Below are 22240 nucleotides of genomic sequence, written 5' to 3'. Positions count from 1 at the left end.
CATTAATCAGAATGGGACTCATCTGACAATTTTTGTTGATGCCTGTGGGCTTCATGGATTTTATCCATTAACTCCGAAAGCTCGCATGGTTTGCTCAGGTAATCAAATGCACCAAATAAAACTCCTTCTTTGGCAGCTGTTTGTGAACCGTGTCCAGTCAATATGATCACAGGAAGGTCAGGAACCATTCTTTTGATAACCTTTAAAACTTCGATTCCATCCATGTCTTCCATTTTCAAGTCAAGCACCACCACATGAAAATCTTTTTTCCGAAGTATCTGTATGGCCTGGGTACCACTAAATGCCTTTGTTGCAATAATAGATCGTCTGGACAACCTGTTGGACAAAACATTCAAATACCCTTTTTCATCGTCAACCAGCAAAACGCTTATGCTGTTCTTGTTGTTCCCGCTCATGATCTGCCTCTTTTTCTTATACTCTCCGCTCGGTAATTTCTCTTATGCGGGCTTCGGTAATTTTTTCTTCATGTATTCTTTTCTTTGATGCGGCATCATTTGCTTTGCTCACCAGCACATCGATATCACAAGGTTTCATCAGGTAATCAAATGCACCCAGCTTCATCCCGTCAATTGCTGTTTCTATAGTGGCATGACCTGTCAGCATTATGACTTCCACAAGAGGAAATCTTTTTTTAATTTCAATTAATGTCTGGATACCATCCATTCCAGGCATTTTCACATCAAGAACGACCACTTCAACAGCTCTGTTTTTCTCAAGCTCATCCAAAGCCTCCTTTCCACTGTAAACTGCAGAAACACTCACGTCTCTTTTTTCAAGACGTTTGGTAATGGTATCGAGAAAAGGTTTTTCATCATCTACAAGCAATAATTTAATTTTTTTCATTTTTAGTCTCCTTATATATTTATCTGATTATCCTTGGTCTGATTATCCTTGGTCTGATTATCAGTATCATTCTTTTTTTCTTCCATTAAATCTTCCTGAAAAGGTATCCATATGCGAAATTTTGTCCCGATGCCGACCTGGCTGTAGACATCAATTTCTCCTCCCATTTTCTGTATAATGCCGTAACAAATTGAAAGTCCAAGCCCGGTCCCTTTTCCAACTGCTTTTGTGGTGAAAAACGGATCAAATATCCTGTCAAGATAATCCCTTGGGATACCGGGCCCGTCATCTTCAATTGAAACCACCAATTGGTTCTTTTCAATCCGGCTTACGTTTGTTTCAATCGTAATTGTTCCACCGCTTTTTTCCATTGCATCAATGGCGTTATTGATTAAATTAAGAATAACCTGCTGCAGTTCAGAAGGAGATATCCTGATATAAGGAATCCCCTGGTTCAGTTTTGTTTTAATCATGACATTATTATATCTTGCCATTTGAGCAGTCAGAGAAACAATTTCTTTGATGGCATCATTAATTTGGACATCATTGATTGTGGAATCCGTTTTCCTGGCAAAACTGAGCAGCTTATGAGTAATCTCCTTGCATCGTTTTCCCTGGGTGTTGATCTGGCGCAGGGCCCGCTTGAATTCATCAAAATTTTCAGATCCGTTTAAATCCTCTTCTTCAAGAAGATCCTCTATCCATCCGGCCTCTTCAACCATAATGGCAACCGGATTATTGATTTCATGGGCAATGCCTGCGGCAAGTTCACCTATAGTTGCCAGTTTTCCGCTTTCAATCACCTGTTTGTTCATGACCTCGCTCTTTTTGTCCGCACTTGAAATCAGCTCGACAATATTGCGGGGAAGCATAAAGGCGACTGAAAGAATAGCAATGCATCCAAAAACAAATATGATCAAAGTGAGAAGCTGTGTTTTCCATAAATCATGAAAAGCATCACTGATATCCTGACGAAACACCATTATCCAGTCAATGTTTTTAAGCATTGACGTTACACACAAGAATTGATTTCCAGAGGCATCATGTTTTTTTTCAAAAACCGTTTCATTCTTGTTATGCCCCCTGCGGTCAACCATTGATGCAATGATTGACGGGTTGAATCCCATGTCGGTTTTGGTTTGCAATTGCCCTTTACTGTTAACAATAAAGGCTATTCCGGTTTCACCGATATGAATGTTTTCCACCAGAGAATTAAAGGCTCCGAAATTGATGGTTGACCGTAAAATATAGTCGGAATCATTTGATTTAACCTTGATGGCAATAATAAAATGGGGATGTCCCCTTAACCCGGCAAACACATCACTGATATAAAACGGTTTGTCTACTGCGTTCAAAAACCATTCAGCCTTTGAATAATCTGCATTTTCAAGTTTAAAAGGCCCTTCATAAGCAAACTGAATACCATTTTCATTGACCAGTCCCAAATCAGTAAAGACATCTCCATATTCATTTTTTAATAATGTCAGATTAGTTTGAAGAAATTGCGTTGGGATCTGGGGCTTACTGTCAAAATACCGGGCTATAAACTGAATATTCCCTAATTTTTCCAGTAAAAAAGTATCAATATTCTGGGTGTGCCGTTGAACCAGTTCTGAAATGTGAGCCTGGATTTTTTCAGTATATGTCAGGTTAAATCGATAAAAAAGAATGCCGGTTGTTAATATCATGGGAAAAAATGAAACAATTAATATCAAAACTGTCATTTTTCTTGTCAATATCTGATAAAAAGCTTTTCGTTCTGGTAAAGATTGTTCCATTATGTTTTTCCCTTTTACACTTTTTATTTTTATTTCCTCTCATTTGCTTATTATTTTATATCAAAATACATGCCAAACATTACGAAAACCGTAACATAACATAACACATTAAAAAAACAGTACTATTCAATCTGTAAAAACATCTGACACCACGCCCAGACATGTCAGTTTTTTTTACAGGCAGTAAAACAAATTGACTAACAGTCAATAAATTGACCAGTATTTTGTAAAATAATCTTTGTTAGTTTAACTTTTAAGACTTTGCCGAATTTAAGTTAATTGATTTTTTCGATGGAATACAGATAATTTTTATATGTTGTCAGGTAAAATGATAAGGGGCGTGAAAAATTCCTGCCCAGAATACCATCAACAAATAGCCTGCTGATATACTGCTCGTGTTCCAGTATTTTCTGGGACTGCAAAAAAATAATTTTTTCTTCCGGAGTCAGCCGTGAAACCATATCAATCATAACGGTTCGTGCCCTTGGCAGATACATCCAGAAATAAAACAAATCAAGAGAATTAATAATAATCATTCGAGCAAGATCCTTTACCTCGGAATTTCTGCTGTTAAATAATTCTTCTGATTTCTCAAGAATCTTGAGTTCTTCAACTTCAGGAAAAAGAAATTCCAATTTTGAATAGGTATCAAACAGGTCTGAAAATTTCTTTTTTATATCCCTTTTGCGAAGGCCCATATTATGAAACCGATCTGCCGTCCCTTCTATAATTCCCGCAACGGTATCTGACGCTGCTTTTGAAATGATGGTAGCCCATTTTTGAAGAACAGCCTCAACAGCAGCAACACCAAAAAAACTTAACATCCCGCCAACCATGCTGCTGAACACGACTGCAACAGGAATGGAAAGAATACTCCTGAAAAAATTACCGGTTATAACACCTTTGGGAAATCCGCGAAAAGCATTATGAGTGGAAAGATAAATCCCGTTGGCAAGCGCCATACAGGAATACAATACCATAGGACTGGAAGTTATATTTATGCCAAAAGTCTTATCAAGGAGAACGGTTTTAATCACATAATCCAAAAGCGGAACTGAAAAACCTGTATACAGCAGGGAGTCTGTCAGTCGCTCCCAGCTGATATAATCATTCCATTTGAGCAGGGAGGATCTTCGAAGGCCGCCTCCCCCGAGAACAGATTGTAAAACATTTCGAATACCGGTAATACCAAACCAGATGAATGCGCCGAAATAGGCCAGAAACCACCAATCTTTGGTAAGCGCAAAACAGATAAATGCAGGAATAAAACCAATAATCACTTTAAAGCCGTTTTTAAGTCGTGTATTAAGATTGTTCCAGGATTTTTCCGTAATATTTTTTTCACTGTCCGGCAAATCAAGTCGAAGACCGTTTCTGATGTCCTTTTGTATTCCGCCAAGAGTAACAATATTACCTTTTTGTTTCATATCCATGGAAAAGGCTTCAAAGACCCACTCTTTTTTTTGCACCTGCATAATTTGATCAAGACCGGGCAAGCGTTTTAAAATATTCATCACCCATTTTAAAACAGGATGCATACTGTTTATCGGAAAAGAGGTCACCCTCTGGTTTACTTTGATGTTTGCCGGAAGAATCAATCTGTCCCTGGTATATTTTTGGATCTCTTTTTTTGCTCTGAAAGTCAGTGTGTTTACAATACCAAATCCCATTCCATAAGTTTGATTGGATCTTCCGTTTGAATCACTGCCCAACCTGGATTTGAGCGGCCTTACTGAATACATGTTTTTGAGTGCATCAATATCATGGAGAACATCCACAAGTTTTTTCAACCGGTCTGTCTTATCAACATAATCAGACTGTTCCACACTCGTGATAATTTGCCGGACCACCCGTTTGAGCTTTAACAGGCTTCCGTCATTAATGGCTTCTTGAAGCGCATTAACTGAAAAGATATGATCTGTCTTGCCGAGAATAAAATCTTTTAAATTTACGATTTCAAGCCGGGTAACCAGACCATTGCTTTCATAAAGAATCTCAAGAACGTCTTCGGGTTTCAGGTCGCCCAGATTAAGGGTAATTCTAAAACCATGATGAAGCTTTTCAATATTAACAAGAAGTTCTTTGAAATTTATTTTAAGCCTGTCAGGCAAATCAATATCATTGCAGATATCAAACAGCATGGGCATACCATGATGTTGGGACAGGCGCAAATAGTTGGAAATAATGTCCTGGGCACTAAAACAGTCCATTTTTTCCACCATTTGTTTTATCTTTTGCTGTTCCTCGGCATCAGCCATACTAAACATCTGATTTAAATCTTTGATTCGCTCTTTCATGGCAAAAATTGCCAGAGAATGAATATACTCTCCAAGATGAAGAACCGAGGGCTGTCCGGGAAATGCAAACCGCAAAAACTCCTCTGGCACAGGCCGTTTCATATCAATATCAAAATCCCGGCACAAGGTGTCAAACTTCTGCTCATTGAAATCAGACAAAAGGCGTAACACACATTTTTCCTGAAATTTTAAAACCGCCTTTCCCTGTTCCATAAATTCAACCACATGGGGTTCGGCAAGAAAACACAGGAAAGTATCAACATCAGGAAGCCCCCTGGATACCCAGATCAATGAGATAGTGCTATTCCGGTAAGCTGCCCAGAATTCAATACCGATTCTAAGATCAATTTCCATAATCCTTGCAGCTTCGATGAGTTCTGCGGCAAATCTGGGTTCAATATAATGGTAATAAATCACTCTTAACCGGCGAATCCCCTTTATCCAGGCATCCATGATAAGATGGGTAGGAGATTTGCGGCCCGATGTATTGGCATCATGCACATGGTCGTCAAAGGTGATCTGGTTCCATTCTTCAGGCATTTCCAGAAGATGGTAATGTTTGAGCAGTCTTCTGACAATCCTGGGTTTTCCAAAGGCTGCCATGCGAAAATCATGCGCCAGGCGCAGTTGAAGAGGATAATCTCCTTTTGCCCTGACAAGCTCCTTCATTATTTGAAGCAGAACCCTGGCAGTATTTTTTGCCATGGGGCCGTCAGCCGTGCTGAAAATATCATCATTCAGGCCTTTAAGAGCTTGCAGACGATTTTCTATCTGTCCTCTCTCCATTGACTCGAGAAGGTTTACAATAGAATATGCAGTCCTAAGTCCTTTGGATTCAGCCAGTTCCTTTATCCCCAGAGGGTGAAAAAAAGGATAATATAATTTACGGGTATACCCAAGGGTGTTATCTGCATCATAGACTGAATTAACAATACGGATAAGTTCATGGTCTCGTTTGTCAAAAAAGAACTGCTTTATTTTTATACCCCCTGAAAAACTATATTTAAAACCGTCTAATCAAAATGCATATTTTCAAAATCAATAGTTATTTCATATTCTCCTGAATTGGAAGCCCGTTTTAAAGAAAATCCCAATTTTCTGCCCAGCATCAGCATTTGTGTATTTTCAGCCAGGACAAATCCAACCACATGCTTTACTCCCCTGCTCTGAGCTGCCTTAAGGCATTGTTTGAGAAGAGATGAACCAATCCCCTTACCATGCCAGCCATCACTTATGGCCGTTGCAAACTCACCCCGGGTCTTGTCGGATTCTAGAATAATTCTGCATACACCGACCATTTTTTTATCCTTGCCTTCTCCCATCAGTGCGACAAGAGCAATTTCCCTGTCATAATCAATCTGGGTTAATTTGATAAGCATGGTTTTGGACAATTGTTTTACAGGTGAAAAAAATCTCATATAAATACTTTTGGGTGACAGTGAATAAAAATGCTCTATCAGCAAATCCACATCACTGGGTCGAAGAGGCCTTATAAAAAATTCATGACCATTGACTGTATAATCTTTTCTTTCATACTGCCATGGATAGGAACTGATGATCAAATGCCCGGGGGACGTAACAGATGGTTTGCAAACAATAACCCTGGCATCCACAGCCGTTATCTCACCATTTTCAACCATTAACGGATTGATATCCAGTGCATTGATTTGCGGGAAATCCGTAACCAGCCTTCCCGTCCTTATCAACAATTCCTCCAGCAATGAAATGCTGACCGGTCTGAAATTTCTAAATCCCTTTATAACCTTTGATATTTTGGTTTCTTCGATCATCTGTCGGGCAAGAAGCCTGTTCAATGGAGGCAGACCAATTGCAGTATCCCTGAAAACTTCGGTCATGACACCTCCCATCCCAAAAACAATCACCGGTCCGAAATTGGGATCTGTTTTAGCACCGATGATCAACTCATAATCTGCCGGATTCTGCATGGCTTGAACGGTTACACCTTCAATAACAGCCTTGGGCGCAAATTCCTTTGCTTTTTCAATTATTTGAGCAAACGCTTTTTTAACCTCGCCGGCTGTTTTAAGATTCAGGATTACTCCATCGCAATCTGATTTATGAAGAATTTGCCTTGAACAGATTTTCAAAACAACCGGATATCCGATCTGCTCGGATAGTCTTACAGCCGTGGCTTCCGATTCAGCCAGCTGGGTTGTATTTACTGGAATTCCATAAGATTGAAGAAGGTTTTTGGCCTGTATCTCCGTCAAACTGTCAACTTTGTTGGAAATAGCCTTTTTGATTATATTTTCAGCCTTTGACCGGTTGATAATCAATTTTTTATCTGTTCGAACGGGAATTTCCAATAATGTTTCAATATTACGGCCATATTGATAGAAATTTTTAAAAGCCCGGACCGCCCGCTCTGCCGAATCATAGGTCACAATACCGGCTTGATTTAACACCTGCCGGGCCTGTTGAACATTATCCCCTCCTATCCATGCCGTAAAAATCGGACAAGACAAGGTTTTTAAAAAATTTGTCAAATCGTTTGCCAGCTTAAACGTATCCATTGTCCCGGCCGGAGAACACAGCAACAGCAAGGCATCAGTTTCTTCTGATTTGGCACATATTTTTGCCACCTCAATATAAATCTCGGCTGCTGTATCCCCGAGGATATCTATGGGATTTGCCCGGCTCCAGTTTTCCGGAAGAATTTTATCCAGCTTTTCAATGGTTTCGGAACTGAGCTGCACCGGTTCCATTCCATGGGAGGCCAGGGCGTCTGCGGCCATAACGCCCGGCCCGCCTGCATTGGTAATAATTGTAAGGCCGGATACTGAAGGACGGCCCAGTTTTGATAAAAATTCAGAACAGTCCAATAATTCTTCAAATTCATTTACCCGTATAATTCCGGCCCGGCGAAATGCTGCGTCATAAATCGCATCTTCACCTGCCAGGGCACCTGTATGGGATGCCGCCGCCCTGGCCCCGGCTTCTGATCTGCCTGATTTCAAGGCGATAATGGGTTTTATCCTGGAAACTGCCCGGGCCGCACTCATGAAATTTCGAATATTGGTGATATTCTCCATGTACATGACAATACTTTCCACAGAACTCAAAGATCCCAGATAATCAATCATATCTGCAAAATCCACATCCACCATTGAGCCAAGACTGATAAAATGACTGAACCCTATCTTTTCGCGATGTGCAAGATCCAAAACAGAGGTACACACTGCGCCACTCTGGGAAAGAAAGGCAATTTTACCTGACAAAGGGGACAGATGTGCAAAACTTGCATTAAGAGCCTTTGAAGTGTTCACCACTCCCAAACAATTGGGTCCGACAATACGCAGATTATATTTTTTGGCCTTTTCCAGAATTTTTGCTTCAATCGCCTGTCCTTGTTTTCCGATCTCTTTTCCGCCGGACGATACTATAACAGCACCTGCCAAACCCGCTTTCCCACAAGATTCAACAATAGGAGGAACAAACTGTATGGGCGTTGCAATGACAGCCATGTCCATATCCGATTCGATCTCTTCAATATTTTTAAACGAAGGCAAACCCATGACACTTGTATGGTTTGGATTAACAGGAAAAATATCTCCCCTGAACCCATTTTTTAAAAGATTGCTCATAATTGAAAATCCAACCGAACTCTTTTTTTCACTGGCTCCAACCACTGCCACTGATTTCGGGTTAAACAGTCTGTGCAAATTAAGTGTACTCATCCTTCATCCTCCCACATTTATGAAAGCCACCCCATCGGACATAGTCTGTTAAAACAGTTCAAACACTCTGTCATTTCTCTTTTATTTGCTCCTGATGAATTTCATTTCATCCCTTACACTGACGACCGGAACCGAAGAATGCCGAAATACCTTTTCAGCAACACTGCCAAAAAGAACTCTTGACAGGTTTCCCCTGCCCTTGTTGGCCATCACTATCAAATCGACTTTCTCTGTTTTTGCAGCGTTCAGGATACATTCAAACGGAACCCCCTCATCAACTTTTATGGTCATCTTTGATTTTTCATCGGAAAAATTTTCATCTATCAAATTTTTTATTCTTTCATGCCTATCTTTTCTTAATTCCCTGATATAGTCTTGTGCATTGATTTCATTTGAAAAATAACCGGGGAAATAACCACTGACCATTTCAACACCGTTGATATCCCTTTGATTGATAACATTTAAAATAATGATTTGAGCCTTTGATCCTTTTGCAAACTCTACAGAATACTTCAATGTCATCAAAGAATATTCAGAAAGATCAACACATGCTAATATTTTGTTTATTTTACTCATTGCAATTCTCCTTTATCTTTTAATAATTTTTCTTAATCCCCTTGACAAATCAGCCACATAAAGCAGTTCCCCTATTCCATGAAACTTTTCAACCAAGCTGTCAAAATTGTCGGAATCAATGTCAAATGTATGAAAAAACACCTTTCTAAAACCGTCTTCCATATCATCATAAGAGGTCATGATACTGCACAACCTGCCACCACTGTTCCGAATCATATCCGTTAAATTTTTTATAATGCCGGGTTTGTCCGGCAAATTAAATGCAAACACCTGCCCTTTGTTTGAAACACCTGTAAAAGACACAAAACATCTAAAAACATCGCTTTTTGTAAGGATACCCTCCAGCAAACCTGCCTTATCAACCACCGGCATTCCTGATATCCCTTTGCTCAGCATGATTCCGGCAGCTTCGTCAACCGTATGATCAGAATGAATAGTAACAGCAGGCTTGGACATGACCGACTCAACACTAATGGAATCCAATAAAGATACAATCTCAAATTTATCCAGGGTCGTGGCATCAGAAGGTGTGGCTTTTTTTATATCACCATCAGTGACAATACCGGAAAGCTCTCCATTTTTCAAAACAGGAAGAATGGAAATCACCCTTGTCCGAAACAATTTGGCAGCATCATTCAAAGACTCGTTATATTCTATGGTAATGACGGATCTGCTCATCCATTCTTGTATAACCACATTACACCTCCTTTATCTCCTAATTATTTTCCGAAATCCCCTTGACAGATCAGCTACATAAAGCAGTTCCCCTGCCCTGTTAAATTGTTCAACCAGCTTGTCAAAATTGTCGGGATCAATGTCAAAGGTATGAAAAAATACTTTTCGAAGTCCTTCTTCTATATCATCGTAAGAGGTCATGATGCTGCACAGCCTTCCGCCACTGTTCATTATCATATCTGTTAAATTTTTTATAATGCCGGGTTTGTCCGGCAAATTAAATGCAAACACCTGTCCATTGTTTGAAACTCCGGTAAAAGACACAAAGCATCGAAAAATATCGCTTTTCGTAAGAACACCCTCCAGCGAACCTTCAGAATCAACAACCGGCACTCCTGATATTCCTTTGCTCAACATTATTCCAGCTGCCTCATCAACCGTATGATCAGAATGAATTGTGACAACAGGGCTGGTCATGACAGACTCAATTCTAACGGAATCCATTAATGAAAAAATTTCAAACTTATCCAGAGCCGGTGATTCAGAAGGGGTGGCTTCTTTAATATCACCGTCAGTTACGATACCAATCAACTCTCCGTTTTTTAAAACAGGAAGCATGGAAATCACCTTTGTCTGAAATAATTTGGCCGCATTTTTCAAAGATTCGTTATAGTTTATAGTAATTACGGATCTGCTCATCCATTCTTTTATCAACATCATTCATCTCCTGTAATTTACGCATCATTCTTAACAGACCCTTGCCTGTTATATTCTTTTAGTAGCAATTGACGTGCCAGTTTTATAAAAAAAACAAAATCCACTGTTATAAGGCTTCTATGGTTCACAAAGCACAAAAAAGACAGCCGGTTTTTCAAAAAATACAGACAACAATCATGCAGGTTGTAAAAAAAGCTGACACAGGCAAAAAAGAAGTAATTTGATATGATTTTAAAAAAAATAGGCCGGGAAAAACAAACAAAGCCAAATCAGTAGAAAAATCAGTAGGGTCAAGCTTGCATTATTGCATTTTTTTACCAGAAAATAATATTTTTGATAAACATCACAATAAAACAAACCTGACCCTGTTTACTATAGTTTAAATCCTAAAATTTAATTATTTTAAAAGAAAACAACTCATGTCCTATGAATTTAAAATTTTTTCCATTTCAAAAAACAAATCCTGTTCTCTTATCACACCAACTGTTTTGCCTGACAATGTCACAAGAAGGCGTCTTTCATTTTTATAAATCATGAGATATGCAGCCTCCATCAGGTTGGAATTGCTCTCAATGGAAACAGGAGAAGGAGACATGACATCACTTATGCATTTGTCTTTTATCGCAATGATCCCCTTACTGAACATTCCTTTCCAAAACATTGGAGAATATTCAATACTGTCTGCCAGGGATGGCTTGGGTGCGGTAAGATAGGCCGGCATGATCATTTCCAAAAGATCTCTGATGGTTAAAATTCCGTTTACCTCGTTATCATCCCCTTTCACAAGAATAGACCGGTGACCGGTTTCCATGAGCCGGTTTGTTGCCATTTTTGTAATAAAGGATTTTTTAAGTTCGTTTAGTGCCTCAAATATGGTTTTATTTTCATTTATAGTGGTATACTCTGTAATGGGAATCATAACAGATGTAACCTTTCTTTCTTCTTTGTCGGATAACTCACCGGGCAGTTGACAGGCTTCCTTTATCTTTTCCGCCAGCAAATCAATATCACAGGGTTTGCTCAGATAATCAAACGCCCCTTCAACCAGGGCTTCTCTTGCTGAAGGTATGCCCCCGTGGCCGGTCAGCATGATAACCGGCAGATCAGGATTGATTTTTTTTATTCTTGCAAGGGCCTCGTGGCCGTCAATTCCCGGCATTTTAATATCCAAAATAACCACATCAGGGGCTTCTGATATTTTTTCAAGAGCTTCCTCGCCACTTTCTGCAAGAATTGTTTCAAAACCTTTTTTCATCAATATTTTTTTGGTTGTCTCCCTGAATCTTTTTTCATCATCAACCATTAACACTTTTATTTTTTTTGTCATTTGTGTTGTCTCCTTATTGATCAGTGCTTTTTATACTATTTGTGCGATATTATCGGATTTTATCCTTAATTAACGAATGCCATGATTGCTGAATATATCAAAAAAAACTGAATGGTCATGGAAACCAGCAAAATAAACAATACCTGTTTCCATGTTAACATGCAGGTGTTTTTAAAACCCGTATATATAAGCCACCATTTCCAAGGCTCTGAAAACCATAAGAGAAAAGGAAGCCACGATATAAACAGGGTAACCCCGGATGAAAATACATACAGACTGAAAATGATAAAAAAAGAGGTGCGTTTACCCAGAATCATTGCCATTGAAATATACCCCAACACTGACGAGATAAGTATCATTCCTGACGCATTGGCAAAAAAAATGACAGCCATTATCCAGACAGGTTTAGAATATGCCCCGGTTAAAAGACTTGCAATGGTGAAAAAAACACAGGAAATCACCATAAATCCCAAAGTTTTTCTCAAGGTTGCCTTTTCCGGAAGCTCCTTAAAAAACTGTCCTGGTTCTATCAAAAGCTGAATCAGTGAATAAGAGTAAAACTGCCATGCTTTTAAACTTGATTCCAACATAATCGCACTCTCCTTTAGATATCTTTGTCTGAATCAATCATGTGCTTGTTCACAGGTCATACCAGTCTTGTAATCAAACCTAAAAAAAGCATGATAATTGTCATAAAGAAAAAAATTTTACGTTCAGTCTCTTTGCTGAAAAACAATTTTGTGTTTTTCACTATTATTTTCTTTGATTTTGTATTTTTCATGTCTTGTTTTATGTCTACTTGTTTATTCATAACAGCATCCGTTTAAAATTAAGTTAAAATCCGGGCATTGTGCCAAATCCCCTGAATGACCAGTAAACACCTGTCATAAAAAGCAATACAACATTGGCCAGGAAAAATATGGGAATGCCAACCCTGAGATAATCCTTGGGCTCAAGATATCCGCTGGCGTAAACAATTGCATTGGGAGGCGTGCCGATAATCAGGCAATAGGCAAATGATGAGGCAATTGCTGTGGCCATGGCCATGAACGGCAGATAAGTGGTTCCGGGATGAACCATTCCAGCCATGTTAAGGGCAATCGGACCTACTGAAGCTGCGGCAGGACCGTCTGCCATAAGGTTTGTAAGAATCGAGGTCAATCCGTTACTGACCATCATTAAGGGAAGACCGGCTTCCATACCAAATTGTGCTAAAAAGTCTATGACGGATTGAGCCAGCCAGTAAGCTGCACCGGTATTATCCAGGGTCCTTCCAAATATGATGGCGCCTGCATACAACCAGACAACCCCCCAATCCACTTTGTCCTGGTAATCTCGCCAGTTGACAACTCCGGTAAGAATATAGGCCACTGCACCTGCTACGGCAATAACACCAATGCCAAGGCGGATGGGATAAATCCCCATGTTAAAAAACACTTTTTCCGTAAACCATCCAAACACCATGATAACAAATATAATCAGGGCCCATATCTGCTTGGAATTCCATGATCCCATTTTATCGATTTCTGTTCTTAATTGATCCATTGCAGGTGCCAGAGAAACGATTTTAGGCCTGAAACGAAGATTTGTGACAAACCAGGTAACAGGAATCATAACAATTATAAACGGAAAACAATAAGTAACCCACTGAAAATAACCGATATCAACCCCAAACATATCCGTTAAATAAGTCATCATAATAACATTCCTGGCACCGCCGGAAGGCGCTCCAGGGCCACCTATATTGCAGGCCATGGCAATACTGATCATCAAAAGCTTTGCAAGTTCCTTGTCCTCGGGCACCTCGTTGGTCAGGCTGTTCTGGTATAACAGCATCCCAATTGGAAGAAACATGGCAGCCAGGGCATGATCCGATATAAATGCGGCCAGAGGTGCAATAATGACAAAGAAAATCAGGGTAATCCATTTGGTATTGGGAACGGCCAGTTTTTTGAACATCATCATACAGACCCGTTTATCCACACCTGTCTTAACAAATGCCGCAGCAAACATAAGACTGCCCATGATAAACCAGCAGGCATCACTCCAGTACAGCATGGCCACTTCCTGTCTTGAAACCACACCGGTGAACACAAGTATCAGACCGATACAAAAGGCAACTGCCGGAAGAGGAATACACTCGGTTAAAAAACAGGCCACAACAAACAAACCCATGGCAACAGCAACTTTTATATGCCAGGCCCCCTTATCGGCAGCTGCTTTATCCTTTCCTGTCAAATTTTCATATGTCAGCCCTTCTTTTCTGAGTTTCAGTGCATTTTCCATAGTTGCCATGAACTCTTTTTCAGGCACATTGTCTTTTATATAACTATGGGCCTTATCAAAATTTTTCTGGCTGGCATCCATCTTGTATTTGTTGCACCATTTGATATTTCGTTTCAGAAAGCGTTCTTTTTGCAAAGCTCCTAAACGCATGTTCTGTTCCATCATTTTGGCGGTAAGCAATTGCCATTGTTCTGCATCGGAACTGGTTTTATCAAACAGTTCTGTGGTAATAAAGTTCACAACGGCTTTGGGACCAACTTTAAATTCAGTACCAACATCTTTCATGCCATTTGGGGTCGGCATCAATAAAACCAAAAATAAAAGTATGACCGGGACGCAAAAAATTTTCCAGTCTATATATTTATCGTATCCAGTGACTTTCTTTTCTTTTTTCATTTATCAACCTCCAGTATACAAAATTTTATTCATCATCATCTTTGAGAATTTCGCGAGGGGATCTCATATATTTTTTTGTTTGAGCCGTCCTGATTTTTTCCTCAAGTCTTTGCCTTTTTTCAAATGCAGCTATGGCTTTTTCCATAATTTCATCAATATCGGCAGGTTTCATGAGATAATCACAAGCACCGGATTTAAGACCGTCAATGGCCGAATCCACAGTGGCATGTCCTGTCAGCATAATGACCTCCACCAGAGGATACATAGCTTTGATCGCCTTTAACGTCTCGTTTCCATCCATCCCCGGCATTTTGACATCAAGAATGACCACATGAACATTTTTTGTTTTAAGATGCTCAAGGGCCTCCTTCCCGCTTTGAGCAATTAATGTTTCATACCCTTTTTTTTCGATCAGTTTTCGGGTTGTTTGAAGATAACGAGCCTCATCATCAACCAACATAAGTTTCATTTTTTCCATAGCTTAAGCTCCCTCCTTTTTAGTAATGTTTAACCGGCAGATGAATAACAAAGGTCGTGCCGATATTTTGTTTGCTTTTTACTTGCATAGTTCCATTAAAACTTTCTATGATCCCGTAACAAACGGAAAGCCCAAGCCCGGTCCCTTTGCCCACAGGCTTTGTGGTAAAAAAAGGAGAAAATATTTTATCAATATTTTCAGGACTGATACCACTTCCGTTGTCAGTAATTGTTATTTCAACCTGATTTTCATTTTTCTTACAAACCGCGACACTCAATTGTCCCCCTGATGAACCATGCCTTTCTTCGATTGCATCCATTGCGTTATTTAAAAGATTAAGCATCACCTGCTGAAACTGGGATGGATCACCCATAAACCCTGGAACATCTTCTGAAATATCTTTAACAATCTTGATACCACTGACCATTGCTTTTTTTTCTATCATCTTGATAATTTCAGGAATAATAATATAAGGATGCAGCAATTGCTCTTTTGTTTCATTTTCCCGCCCGAACTTTAAAATGGCATGAGTAATTTCAGAGCATCGGTTCACCTGGAGTTTGATCTGGTCCAGTGACTCCTCAATATCCTTTATCTCTTCGTTTTTGGGGATTTTTTCATTACCGAACACTTCATCAAAAAGGGTTTCAATCAAAGAGTATTCACTTTTAATAATTTGCAGTGGATTGTTGATTTCATGGGCAAACCCGGCTGCCATCTCACCGATTTCAGCTAATTGAGTAGCCCTGATCAACTGATTTCCAAGACTTTTCTTTTCCATCCCCAACTGCTCAATCCTTTTGAGGATGCGTTCAGTTGTATACAAAGCAATGACGACAATAATCGCCCCGCCGAGAACCATGATCAATATATTGATATACAAAGCGGAATATAAATATTTATAGGCATCCTTTTTTTCCTGGCGTACCACCAGGAGCCACTCTCCATTTTTAAGCCAGGTGGTTGCATACACATATTTATTTTTTGCCGAATCGGCTTTAATAAAGGTATGAGTTGTGTTTTGCAATTTTGGGAAACCGGAATAGTCCGGATCCATGTTCAAAACACGGGTGCCATTAGACCGTCTAAGGGTTTGTGCAATTCCATTTTTATTTAAAATATAAGCTTCTCCTGTTCTTCCGATTTGCACTTTTGATACCAGGGTGTCAAAAAACAAAGTATCAATGGTTGCCCGAAGTACCCAGGTTTTATCCCCGCTGCCCTGCCGCACAGCAATTATAAAATGAGGGACATTTCTATACCCCAAAAAAACATCGCTGATATAGTATCCGGTCTGCATTACTTTTTTAAACCACACCTCATCTTTGTATACTTTTCCTTTCAACGGATATTTGCCGGAATATCTTATGTGGATGCCCTGAGAATCAAAAAGCCCCAGATCAACAAAAGCGCTGGATCGATCTTTTAAATTTTCAAATATGGCATTAATGGTCTGGGTCGAGTTGATTTGTTCAAAACTATAGGTGTTTGTGATAAGTTCAAGATCTGAATTGCGCTCTATCAGAAAAGACTCGATCATACCACAATGATCTTGTACGATCCTTTTCAAAGTGTTGACGGTCTTGTTTTCAAGTGCAGTAGTAAAAAAATAGAAACTTACTCCGATTGCCAGTAAAAAAGGGATAAATGGAACAATAATCATATTTGTTAAAATGGTTCGTTTAACCCGCATCCCTTTTTCTTTACGATCTTGACTGTTCTTATCCATAATGCCCTCTTAACTTTTATGGTAATACTGGAATTTATAACTTCATCAAATGAATCTCCAAATCGCAACCAAGTAATAAACAACCAAATAGCAACTATGATGCCGATTTGATTCAAAGGACAAAGAAAAGACACAACCCATTGGAATATAAACGATTGTTTTATTCTTATAAATCGAACTGCATTTGAAATAAGAGAAAACAGCTCCAACACATGTCAGGTTTTTTTTCAATTTGTAAATCAATTAAAAAATCAATCGTGTTCAATATTAACTTTAAGGAAATATTAAAAAAGGAAGGGTGATAAAAGATTGGCTGAAGCAATAAGGACAGGGGGTCAAACTTGTGTTATTAAGAAGAGGTCAAGCTTGTATTTTTATGCTTTTGTAAACACCTTGACATAAAACTGAAATTCATAGCAAAAGAGCCGATAACGCAAGCTGGCACAGTTTAAAATATTCCTTTGGTCAGCATGCCGCGTGTCCAGGACGACAAGATGTAAGGGCAACAACTAAAAAACTCACATATACTGACCAAAGGAACACAGATCAACAAAAATCGGTATCAGCCGTCTTTGTCAATTTCTCTTAGCTTGCGGAGAATCTCTCTGGGCCTGCTTGAGATGGAAATATTTAAAAGTTCATTCAACTTTTTTTCTTCAATCTGTTTTCTGTTCATTACTTTTTTTTTATATGCATCCTGCAGGGTTTCAAGAAGTTGATCCAACTCACATGGCTTTTGAAGATACGAATATGCGCCGCTCTTGGTACATTCCACAGCAGAATCAATTGCCCCGTGCCCGGTCAGGATAACAACTTCCATCCATTTATGTTCCTGCTTCAGCAGTTTTAATGTTTCTTCGCCTGATATTCCGGGCATTTTAAGATCAACCAGCGCAATATCAATGGTGTTGTTTTTAGCCGCCTCAACAGCTTTTTCACCCCTGTTCGCTGTAATCACATTAAAATCCCTCAACTCCAGGCTTTTTTTGATTGATTCCAGAAACTGGTCTTCATCATCTACGATTAAAAGATTTATTTTTTCTTTTTCCATGTCGTCATTCCTTTCTAAATTACATACTGCCTATTCCCATCCATTTCCAATACCCGAAAAATACCCATATCCACAACACAGCCATACTGAGGAGAAAAACCGCAGAACCGTGAATGAAAAAATCTTTCATTGTTACCAGCTGCTCTCCGGTTTCAGGATCACGGGCTATACTGTAAACAATTGCATTATTCGGTGTGCCGATGATCAGCATGTGCGCAAAAGAAGATGCAAATGCAGTTGCCAATCCAACCATGAGCGGCGATGTCCCGGAAAGGGTTGCCATTGGCACGGTAATGGGTCCTACAGCAGCCACAGTGGCACCGTCACTCATAAAATTGGTGAGGATACCGGTAATAAAACTTGTGGACATGCACAGTCCGATTCCAGAGGTCAAGCTATCAGGGAGGATAGAGATAAAACTGTTTGCAAGCCAGAGCGCAGCACCTGTGGAGGCCAGACCGACGCCCATGGCACTGGCGGCCGCATAAAGCGCCACAACATCCCAATGAATGCTGTTGATATCTTTCCAGCGAAGTATTCCCAGAACATTCAACAAAACCAGGCATAAAATAACCGGACCGCCCATCCCCACCTTGCTGGAAAAGGTAACCCATAAAATAATAACCAGGATCAAAACTCCTGCAGCTTTATACTCATCAGGTGTCATCTTGCCGATTTTTTCCCCTTCACGTTTTACTGCGGCAGCAACATTGACTGATTTGACCTTGACTTTATTTCTAAAAACAATAAGAAAATATGCTGCAATGGTAATCGCCATTACCGGCACAAAAGGAAGCCCCATTTTAACCCACTGACCAAACGAAATACTGATGCCGTAATCTCCGAAAATTCCAAGCATTACGGCATTACGACCACCTGCGGCAGGAGATCCAGGCCCGCCTATATTTGCACAGAATGTCAGCATTAAAAGCAGCATGACAATCAGCCCCTTGTCTTTGGTTATGTTCGCCGTCCTGATTGTTCCCATATATACCAGCATTAAAATAGGAGCAATAAACGCAACCAATGCATGCTCGGAAAGAAAAGAGGCTGTTACGGCCAGAAGAGGTGCAAAAATAAGAGCAAACTTGCGAAGGGAGGTGCTGGTTCCCAGCAAAAGAATACCAATCCGCCTGTCCAGACCGGTTTTACTGATGGCAGCTGCAAAGGCAAGAACACCGAAGATAAAAATAACCGAATCTTTTGCATAAGCTTTTGCCACCATGCTGGGAGGAAAAATTCCGAAAAAATACATCAATACGCCCACAAGAAGAGCCGTAATACCTATTGGCACGGCACCTGTTGCCCAAAAAAGGGCGGCAACCATAAGAACTCCTATCATAACCTTTGCCCTGAAAGCCACCCTGTCCACACCTGGAGCTGTTTTAACCATGGCCCCATCCCAGTTTTTTGTTTGGGTGTACAAGTTTGCTTTTTTACCATAATACTCTACAATCGTCTGACCCTTTTCCATTTTGCGGTATTCTGCATATCCAGCAATGCTTTCTGTAAGATTACCAGTCTTCTTTGCCGATAAAAAATTTATCATCTGCTTTGGTGCCGGTATAAACACCATGGTCAAAAAAATAATAACCCCGAGGATAATAACTCCCGGGCGAGCATTTTGCACACCAACCAGCCAGTTTTTAAGGCTGGTTCTCTGTACGTCGGGAATTTCATTTCTGGCCATGGCATAAACGCGTTCCTGACTGGCCGCTGTTATCTCTCTAATCAGATCATCCAGGGCACAAGGCTTTTCCAGATAAGAAAACACATCAAATTTTCCAGTCACCCGAGCCGATTCGATACTGCCATGACCTGTATGCATTATGACCTGGACTTCAGGCCTCAATTTTTTTATCTCTTTTAAGGTCTGAATACCATCCATATCAGGCATTTTCTGGTCAAGAATTACCACTTGTGGATTTTCGTGACGCACAATTTTTATGGCGTCTTCGCCATTGCTTGCATCAAGGACCTCATATCCTCTGTGTTCCAGCTGTTTTGCCAGATTCTCCCGAAACCTGTCTTCGTCATCAACCAACAACACTTTGATTTTTTCATTATTGCCATTTGCTATTATTTGCTCTTCCATAGCCCTTCCTTTTGGTTAAAATGTGAATAAGTTTATGTATTCCATCACAATCTGCGAATCGGAAACGATACTGTAAACGAACTTCCGGCACCCTCTAAAGACTGAACATCAATTGTTCCGCCAAGTGATTCTACGATGTTCAGTGAAACACTCAGGCCAAGTCCGGTTCCTTTCCCCACCTCTTTTGTGGTGAAAAAAGGGTTGAATATCTCACCCAGTTGCCTGGGCGACATTCCCTTGCCGGTATCTTTAATCGTAATATGTATATCCTCGTCACTTCTAATCGTTGTAATCGTAATTTTTCCCGGCCCGCAAATCGCATCCCCGGCATTATTGATAAGGTTAAAGAAAACCTGCCGAATCTGGTCATGATCCAACATGATTTCAGGCAGACCAGGATCATACTCCCGTATAATTTCAATATCCGCCACCTTGAACTCGCGTTCTTTAAGCCCGCTCATGATGTCATCGAGAATATGGTTTACGTTACAGGGAATAAGCTTGGGTTCATTTTTACGTCCAAAAGCAAGAAGCTGTTTGGTGATTGTTCTTGCCCTGAAAGCCGCTGAATCAATTGTATCAATCTCTTTGACTATTTCTTCAGGACTGGGGTTAAGGTTGAATTCAGGATTGAGCATATCACGAATAACACCGCTTGTGGCAACGATAATGGCCAAAGGATTGTTGATTTCATGGGCTACGCCGGTTGCCAGTTCACCGACAGAAGCAAGTTTTGATGCATGAAACAATTGATGCCGCAGTTCATCGCTTTTTTCAGCAGCACCTTGAGCATGGGTTATCAGCCTGCTGTTTGCAACCCATATGCCTGCTGCAATCCCCAGAAAAATAATGACAAGGATAATACTCATCATACGCCGGCTCTCATACATCCCTGCATGAGCGATTTTCAACGGCTGCCGGACAACCAGTGCCCAGGGAGTTTCTTTGAGCCATGCATAACCTATAAGTATTGAATCTCCGTTTTTATTGATTTCCGTTACTCCGGATTCAATGTTTTCAGGTGGGATATAATCACTTTTGCCAAGCAATTCACCCCTGTCAGGATCCACAATTTGAAACAGCCCCTCTTTATTGATCAAGGCGGATTCCACCTCTTTTCCTCGGCTGATGGATCTTAAAAACATATAAAATTTATCCGGATCAAGTGTGGAGCGCATAATATAAGGGTTGCCGTCAATTATCTGCCTGACGGCAATTGTAAAGTGTGGTTTTTCTCTGAATCCAAGATAAATATTACTGATGTAATAATGGCGTTTTTGATTCAACAAAATTTTAAACCAGCTTTCATCGCTGTAATTTTTATCCTTAAGGTATGGAAATGATCCTGCATATCCGGTTTGAATTCCCTGTGTATTCAAAAACCCAACATCAATAAAAGCATCATCAACCTGTCTTAAATCATGGAGGTAAGTTTGCATTTTATTTTGAGAAGGATTGAGACTGAAATCAGCGCTATGAAACAGGGTAAAAATATTAGCCACCCGTTCCTGCAAAAAAAGATCAATGGTATTTTTCTGGCTGTTTGAAAGAGCTTCCAGATTCAAGCGGCCGGTATCTTTCAAAGTCTTGCTGAACTGGAATTGGAAATAACCGAAAAATGCAGCATAGGGAAGCATAAAAGCAGCCAGTAGCCCAACTCCAAGTCGAACTTTAAGTTTCTTAAAATATGCCTTTCTGTCATGAGTTTGTTCTCTGATGGTTTGTCTTTTTTCAAAGGCCTCTTGAATCTTTTCTGAAATATCATCAATATCAGCCGGCTTTATCAAATAATTTGCCGCACCGAGTTTCACACCTTCAACAGCAGATTCCACAGTACCATGGCCGGTCAGCATAATAACCTCAATCAAAGGAAAATCGCGTTTAATTTTTTTTAAGATTGCGATCCCGTCCATACCCGGCATTCTTACATCCAAAAGAACAACCTGAATATTATGCTCTTTTAATTTCCCAAGCGCTTCCACGCCGCTTGAGGCAGTCTGGACAGTATAGCCTTTTTTTTCCAACAACTTTTGAGTAGTCAAAAGAAATCTTTCTTCATCATCCACCAGCAGTACGTTTATATTTATCATTTACCCTTTTTCCTTTCCTGTATCCGGCAAATTAAGCCGACTATATACGTTCCTCAAAAAAGCAAGCTTTATGCCAAATATTATCCAGTGGACAAAAAGAGTTAACTATTTGAAATATATTACTATACCAATTCAATAATAAAAGTCGTCAATCCGAAAAAACAGGCAGCTGTGTCGATATTC

17 protein-coding genes are annotated in these 22240 nt (G+C 40.0%); all 17 read right to left on the bottom strand.

Annotated features, from left to right (window positions below):
• Nucleotides 1-2 precede the first annotated feature (2 nt).
• Entirely contained in the window at nucleotides 3-416 is a 414-nt protein-coding gene (locus TOL2_RS10415; RefSeq protein ID WP_014957434.1) for a response regulator, read from the bottom strand.
• Between the two features lie 16 nt (nucleotides 417-432).
• Nucleotides 433-864, bottom strand: coding sequence for a response regulator (locus TOL2_RS10410; protein ID WP_014957433.1), 432 nt, complete (start codon nucleotides 862-864; stop codon nucleotides 433-435).
• Between the two features lie 11 nt (nucleotides 865-875).
• Nucleotides 876-2642, bottom strand: coding sequence for a sensor histidine kinase (locus TOL2_RS10405; RefSeq protein WP_014957432.1), 1767 nt, complete (start codon nucleotides 2640-2642; stop codon nucleotides 876-878).
• Between the two features lie 275 nt (nucleotides 2643-2917).
• The gene (locus TOL2_RS10400; protein ID WP_014957431.1) at nucleotides 2918-5725 is read right to left on the bottom strand and encodes a hypothetical protein; all 2808 of its coding nucleotides are present in this window, start codon (nucleotides 5723-5725) and stop codon (nucleotides 2918-2920) included.
• A 227-nt stretch (nucleotides 5726-5952) separates the two neighbouring features.
• Nucleotides 5953-8637: a bifunctional acetate--CoA ligase family protein/GNAT family N-acetyltransferase gene (locus tag TOL2_RS10395; RefSeq protein ID WP_014957430.1), complete on the bottom strand. Its 2685-nt coding sequence runs from the start codon at nucleotides 8635-8637 to the stop codon at nucleotides 5953-5955.
• An 81-nt stretch (nucleotides 8638-8718) separates the two neighbouring features.
• Entirely contained in the window at nucleotides 8719-9213 is a 495-nt protein-coding gene (locus tag TOL2_RS10390) for a universal stress protein (protein ID WP_014957429.1), read from the bottom strand.
• Between the two features lie 12 nt (nucleotides 9214-9225).
• Nucleotides 9226-9909: a CBS and ACT domain-containing protein gene (locus tag TOL2_RS10385; RefSeq protein ID WP_014957428.1), complete on the bottom strand. Its 684-nt coding sequence runs from the start codon at nucleotides 9907-9909 to the stop codon at nucleotides 9226-9228.
• 12 nt (nucleotides 9910-9921) lie between these two features.
• Nucleotides 9922-10608, bottom strand: coding sequence for a CBS and ACT domain-containing protein (locus tag TOL2_RS10380; RefSeq protein WP_232508119.1), 687 nt, complete (start codon nucleotides 10606-10608; stop codon nucleotides 9922-9924).
• A gap of 421 nt (nucleotides 10609-11029) precedes the next feature.
• Nucleotides 11030-11932: a response regulator gene (locus TOL2_RS10375; protein ID WP_014957426.1), complete on the bottom strand. Its 903-nt coding sequence runs from the start codon at nucleotides 11930-11932 to the stop codon at nucleotides 11030-11032.
• 65 nt (nucleotides 11933-11997) lie between these two features.
• A complete protein-coding gene (locus tag TOL2_RS25485; protein ID WP_014957425.1) occupies nucleotides 11998-12522 on the bottom strand; it encodes a YIP1 family protein in 525 nt (174 codons plus the stop codon).
• A 56-nt stretch (nucleotides 12523-12578) separates the two neighbouring features.
• Nucleotides 12579-12743 (bottom strand): hypothetical protein, encoded by a 165-nt coding sequence (locus tag TOL2_RS24860; protein WP_158406097.1) that lies wholly within the window; start codon nucleotides 12741-12743, stop codon nucleotides 12579-12581.
• Nucleotides 12744-12766: 23 nt separating this feature from the next.
• Nucleotides 12767-14614 (bottom strand): SLC13 family permease, encoded by a 1848-nt coding sequence (locus TOL2_RS10365; RefSeq protein WP_014957424.1) that lies wholly within the window; start codon nucleotides 14612-14614, stop codon nucleotides 12767-12769.
• A gap of 25 nt (nucleotides 14615-14639) precedes the next feature.
• Nucleotides 14640-15092, bottom strand: a complete 453-nt coding sequence (locus TOL2_RS10360; protein WP_014957423.1) for a response regulator — start codon at nucleotides 15090-15092, stop codon at nucleotides 14640-14642.
• A 19-nt stretch (nucleotides 15093-15111) separates the two neighbouring features.
• Entirely contained in the window at nucleotides 15112-16821 is a 1710-nt protein-coding gene (locus tag TOL2_RS10355) for a sensor histidine kinase (RefSeq protein WP_014957422.1), read from the bottom strand.
• Between the two features lie 562 nt (nucleotides 16822-17383).
• On the bottom strand, nucleotides 17384-17872 hold the full coding sequence (locus tag TOL2_RS10350) for a response regulator (RefSeq protein ID WP_014957421.1): 489 nt from the start codon (nucleotides 17870-17872) through the stop codon (nucleotides 17384-17386).
• A gap of 19 nt (nucleotides 17873-17891) precedes the next feature.
• The gene (locus TOL2_RS10345) at nucleotides 17892-19967 is read right to left on the bottom strand and encodes an SLC13 family permease (RefSeq protein WP_014957420.1); all 2076 of its coding nucleotides are present in this window, start codon (nucleotides 19965-19967) and stop codon (nucleotides 17892-17894) included.
• 44 nt (nucleotides 19968-20011) lie between these two features.
• Nucleotides 20012-22057, bottom strand: a complete 2046-nt coding sequence (locus TOL2_RS25885; protein ID WP_083863558.1) for a response regulator — start codon at nucleotides 22055-22057, stop codon at nucleotides 20012-20014.
• Nucleotides 22058-22240 lie beyond the last annotated feature (183 nt).

The organism is Desulfobacula toluolica Tol2, assembly GCF_000307105.1.
Classification (GTDB): Bacteria; Desulfobacterota; Desulfobacteria; order Desulfobacterales; family Desulfobacteraceae; genus Desulfobacula; species Desulfobacula toluolica.
Note: the sequence above shows the minus strand (reverse complement) of the source record. Positions and strands in the feature narration are given on the sequence as shown.

Excerpts from the sequence above, each read along its gene's own strand:
- TOL2_RS10415 (WP_014957434.1), bottom strand. The coding sequence starts at position 416 with ATGAGCGGGAACAACAAGAACAGCATAAGCGTTTTGCTGGTTGACGAT.
- TOL2_RS10410 (WP_014957433.1), bottom strand. The coding sequence starts at position 864 with ATGAAAAAAATTAAATTATTGCTTGTAGATGATGAAAAACCTTTTCTC.
- TOL2_RS10405 (WP_014957432.1), bottom strand. The coding sequence starts at position 2,642 with ATGGAACAATCTTTACCAGAACGAAAAGCTTTTTATCAGATATTGACA.
- TOL2_RS10400 (WP_014957431.1), bottom strand. The coding sequence starts at position 5,725 with ATGGAGAGAGGACAGATAGAAAATCGTCTGCAAGCTCTTAAAGGCCTG.
- TOL2_RS10395 (WP_014957430.1), bottom strand. The coding sequence starts at position 8,637 with ATGAGTACACTTAATTTGCACAGACTGTTTAACCCGAAATCAGTGGCA.
- TOL2_RS10390 (WP_014957429.1), bottom strand. The coding sequence starts at position 9,213 with ATGAGTAAAATAAACAAAATATTAGCATGTGTTGATCTTTCTGAATAT.
- TOL2_RS10380 (WP_232508119.1), bottom strand. The coding sequence starts at position 10,608 with ATGATGTTGATAAAAGAATGGATGAGCAGATCCGTAATTACTATAAAC.
- TOL2_RS10375 (WP_014957426.1), bottom strand. The coding sequence starts at position 11,932 with ATGACAAAAAAAATAAAAGTGTTAATGGTTGATGATGAAAAAAGATTC.
- TOL2_RS25485 (WP_014957425.1), bottom strand. The coding sequence starts at position 12,522 with ATGTTGGAATCAAGTTTAAAAGCATGGCAGTTTTACTCTTATTCACTG.
- TOL2_RS24860 (WP_158406097.1), bottom strand. The coding sequence starts at position 12,743 with ATGAATAAACAAGTAGACATAAAACAAGACATGAAAAATACAAAATCA.
- TOL2_RS10365 (WP_014957424.1), bottom strand. The coding sequence starts at position 14,614 with ATGAAAAAAGAAAAGAAAGTCACTGGATACGATAAATATATAGACTGG.
- TOL2_RS10360 (WP_014957423.1), bottom strand. The coding sequence starts at position 15,092 with ATGGAAAAAATGAAACTTATGTTGGTTGATGATGAGGCTCGTTATCTT.
- TOL2_RS10355 (WP_014957422.1), bottom strand. The coding sequence starts at position 16,821 with ATGGATAAGAACAGTCAAGATCGTAAAGAAAAAGGGATGCGGGTTAAA.
- TOL2_RS10350 (WP_014957421.1), bottom strand. The coding sequence starts at position 17,872 with ATGGAAAAAGAAAAAATAAATCTTTTAATCGTAGATGATGAAGACCAG.
- TOL2_RS10345 (WP_014957420.1), bottom strand. The coding sequence starts at position 19,967 with ATGGAAGAGCAAATAATAGCAAATGGCAATAATGAAAAAATCAAAGTG.
- TOL2_RS25885 (WP_083863558.1), bottom strand. The coding sequence starts at position 22,057 with ATGATAAATATAAACGTACTGCTGGTGGATGATGAAGAAAGATTTCTT.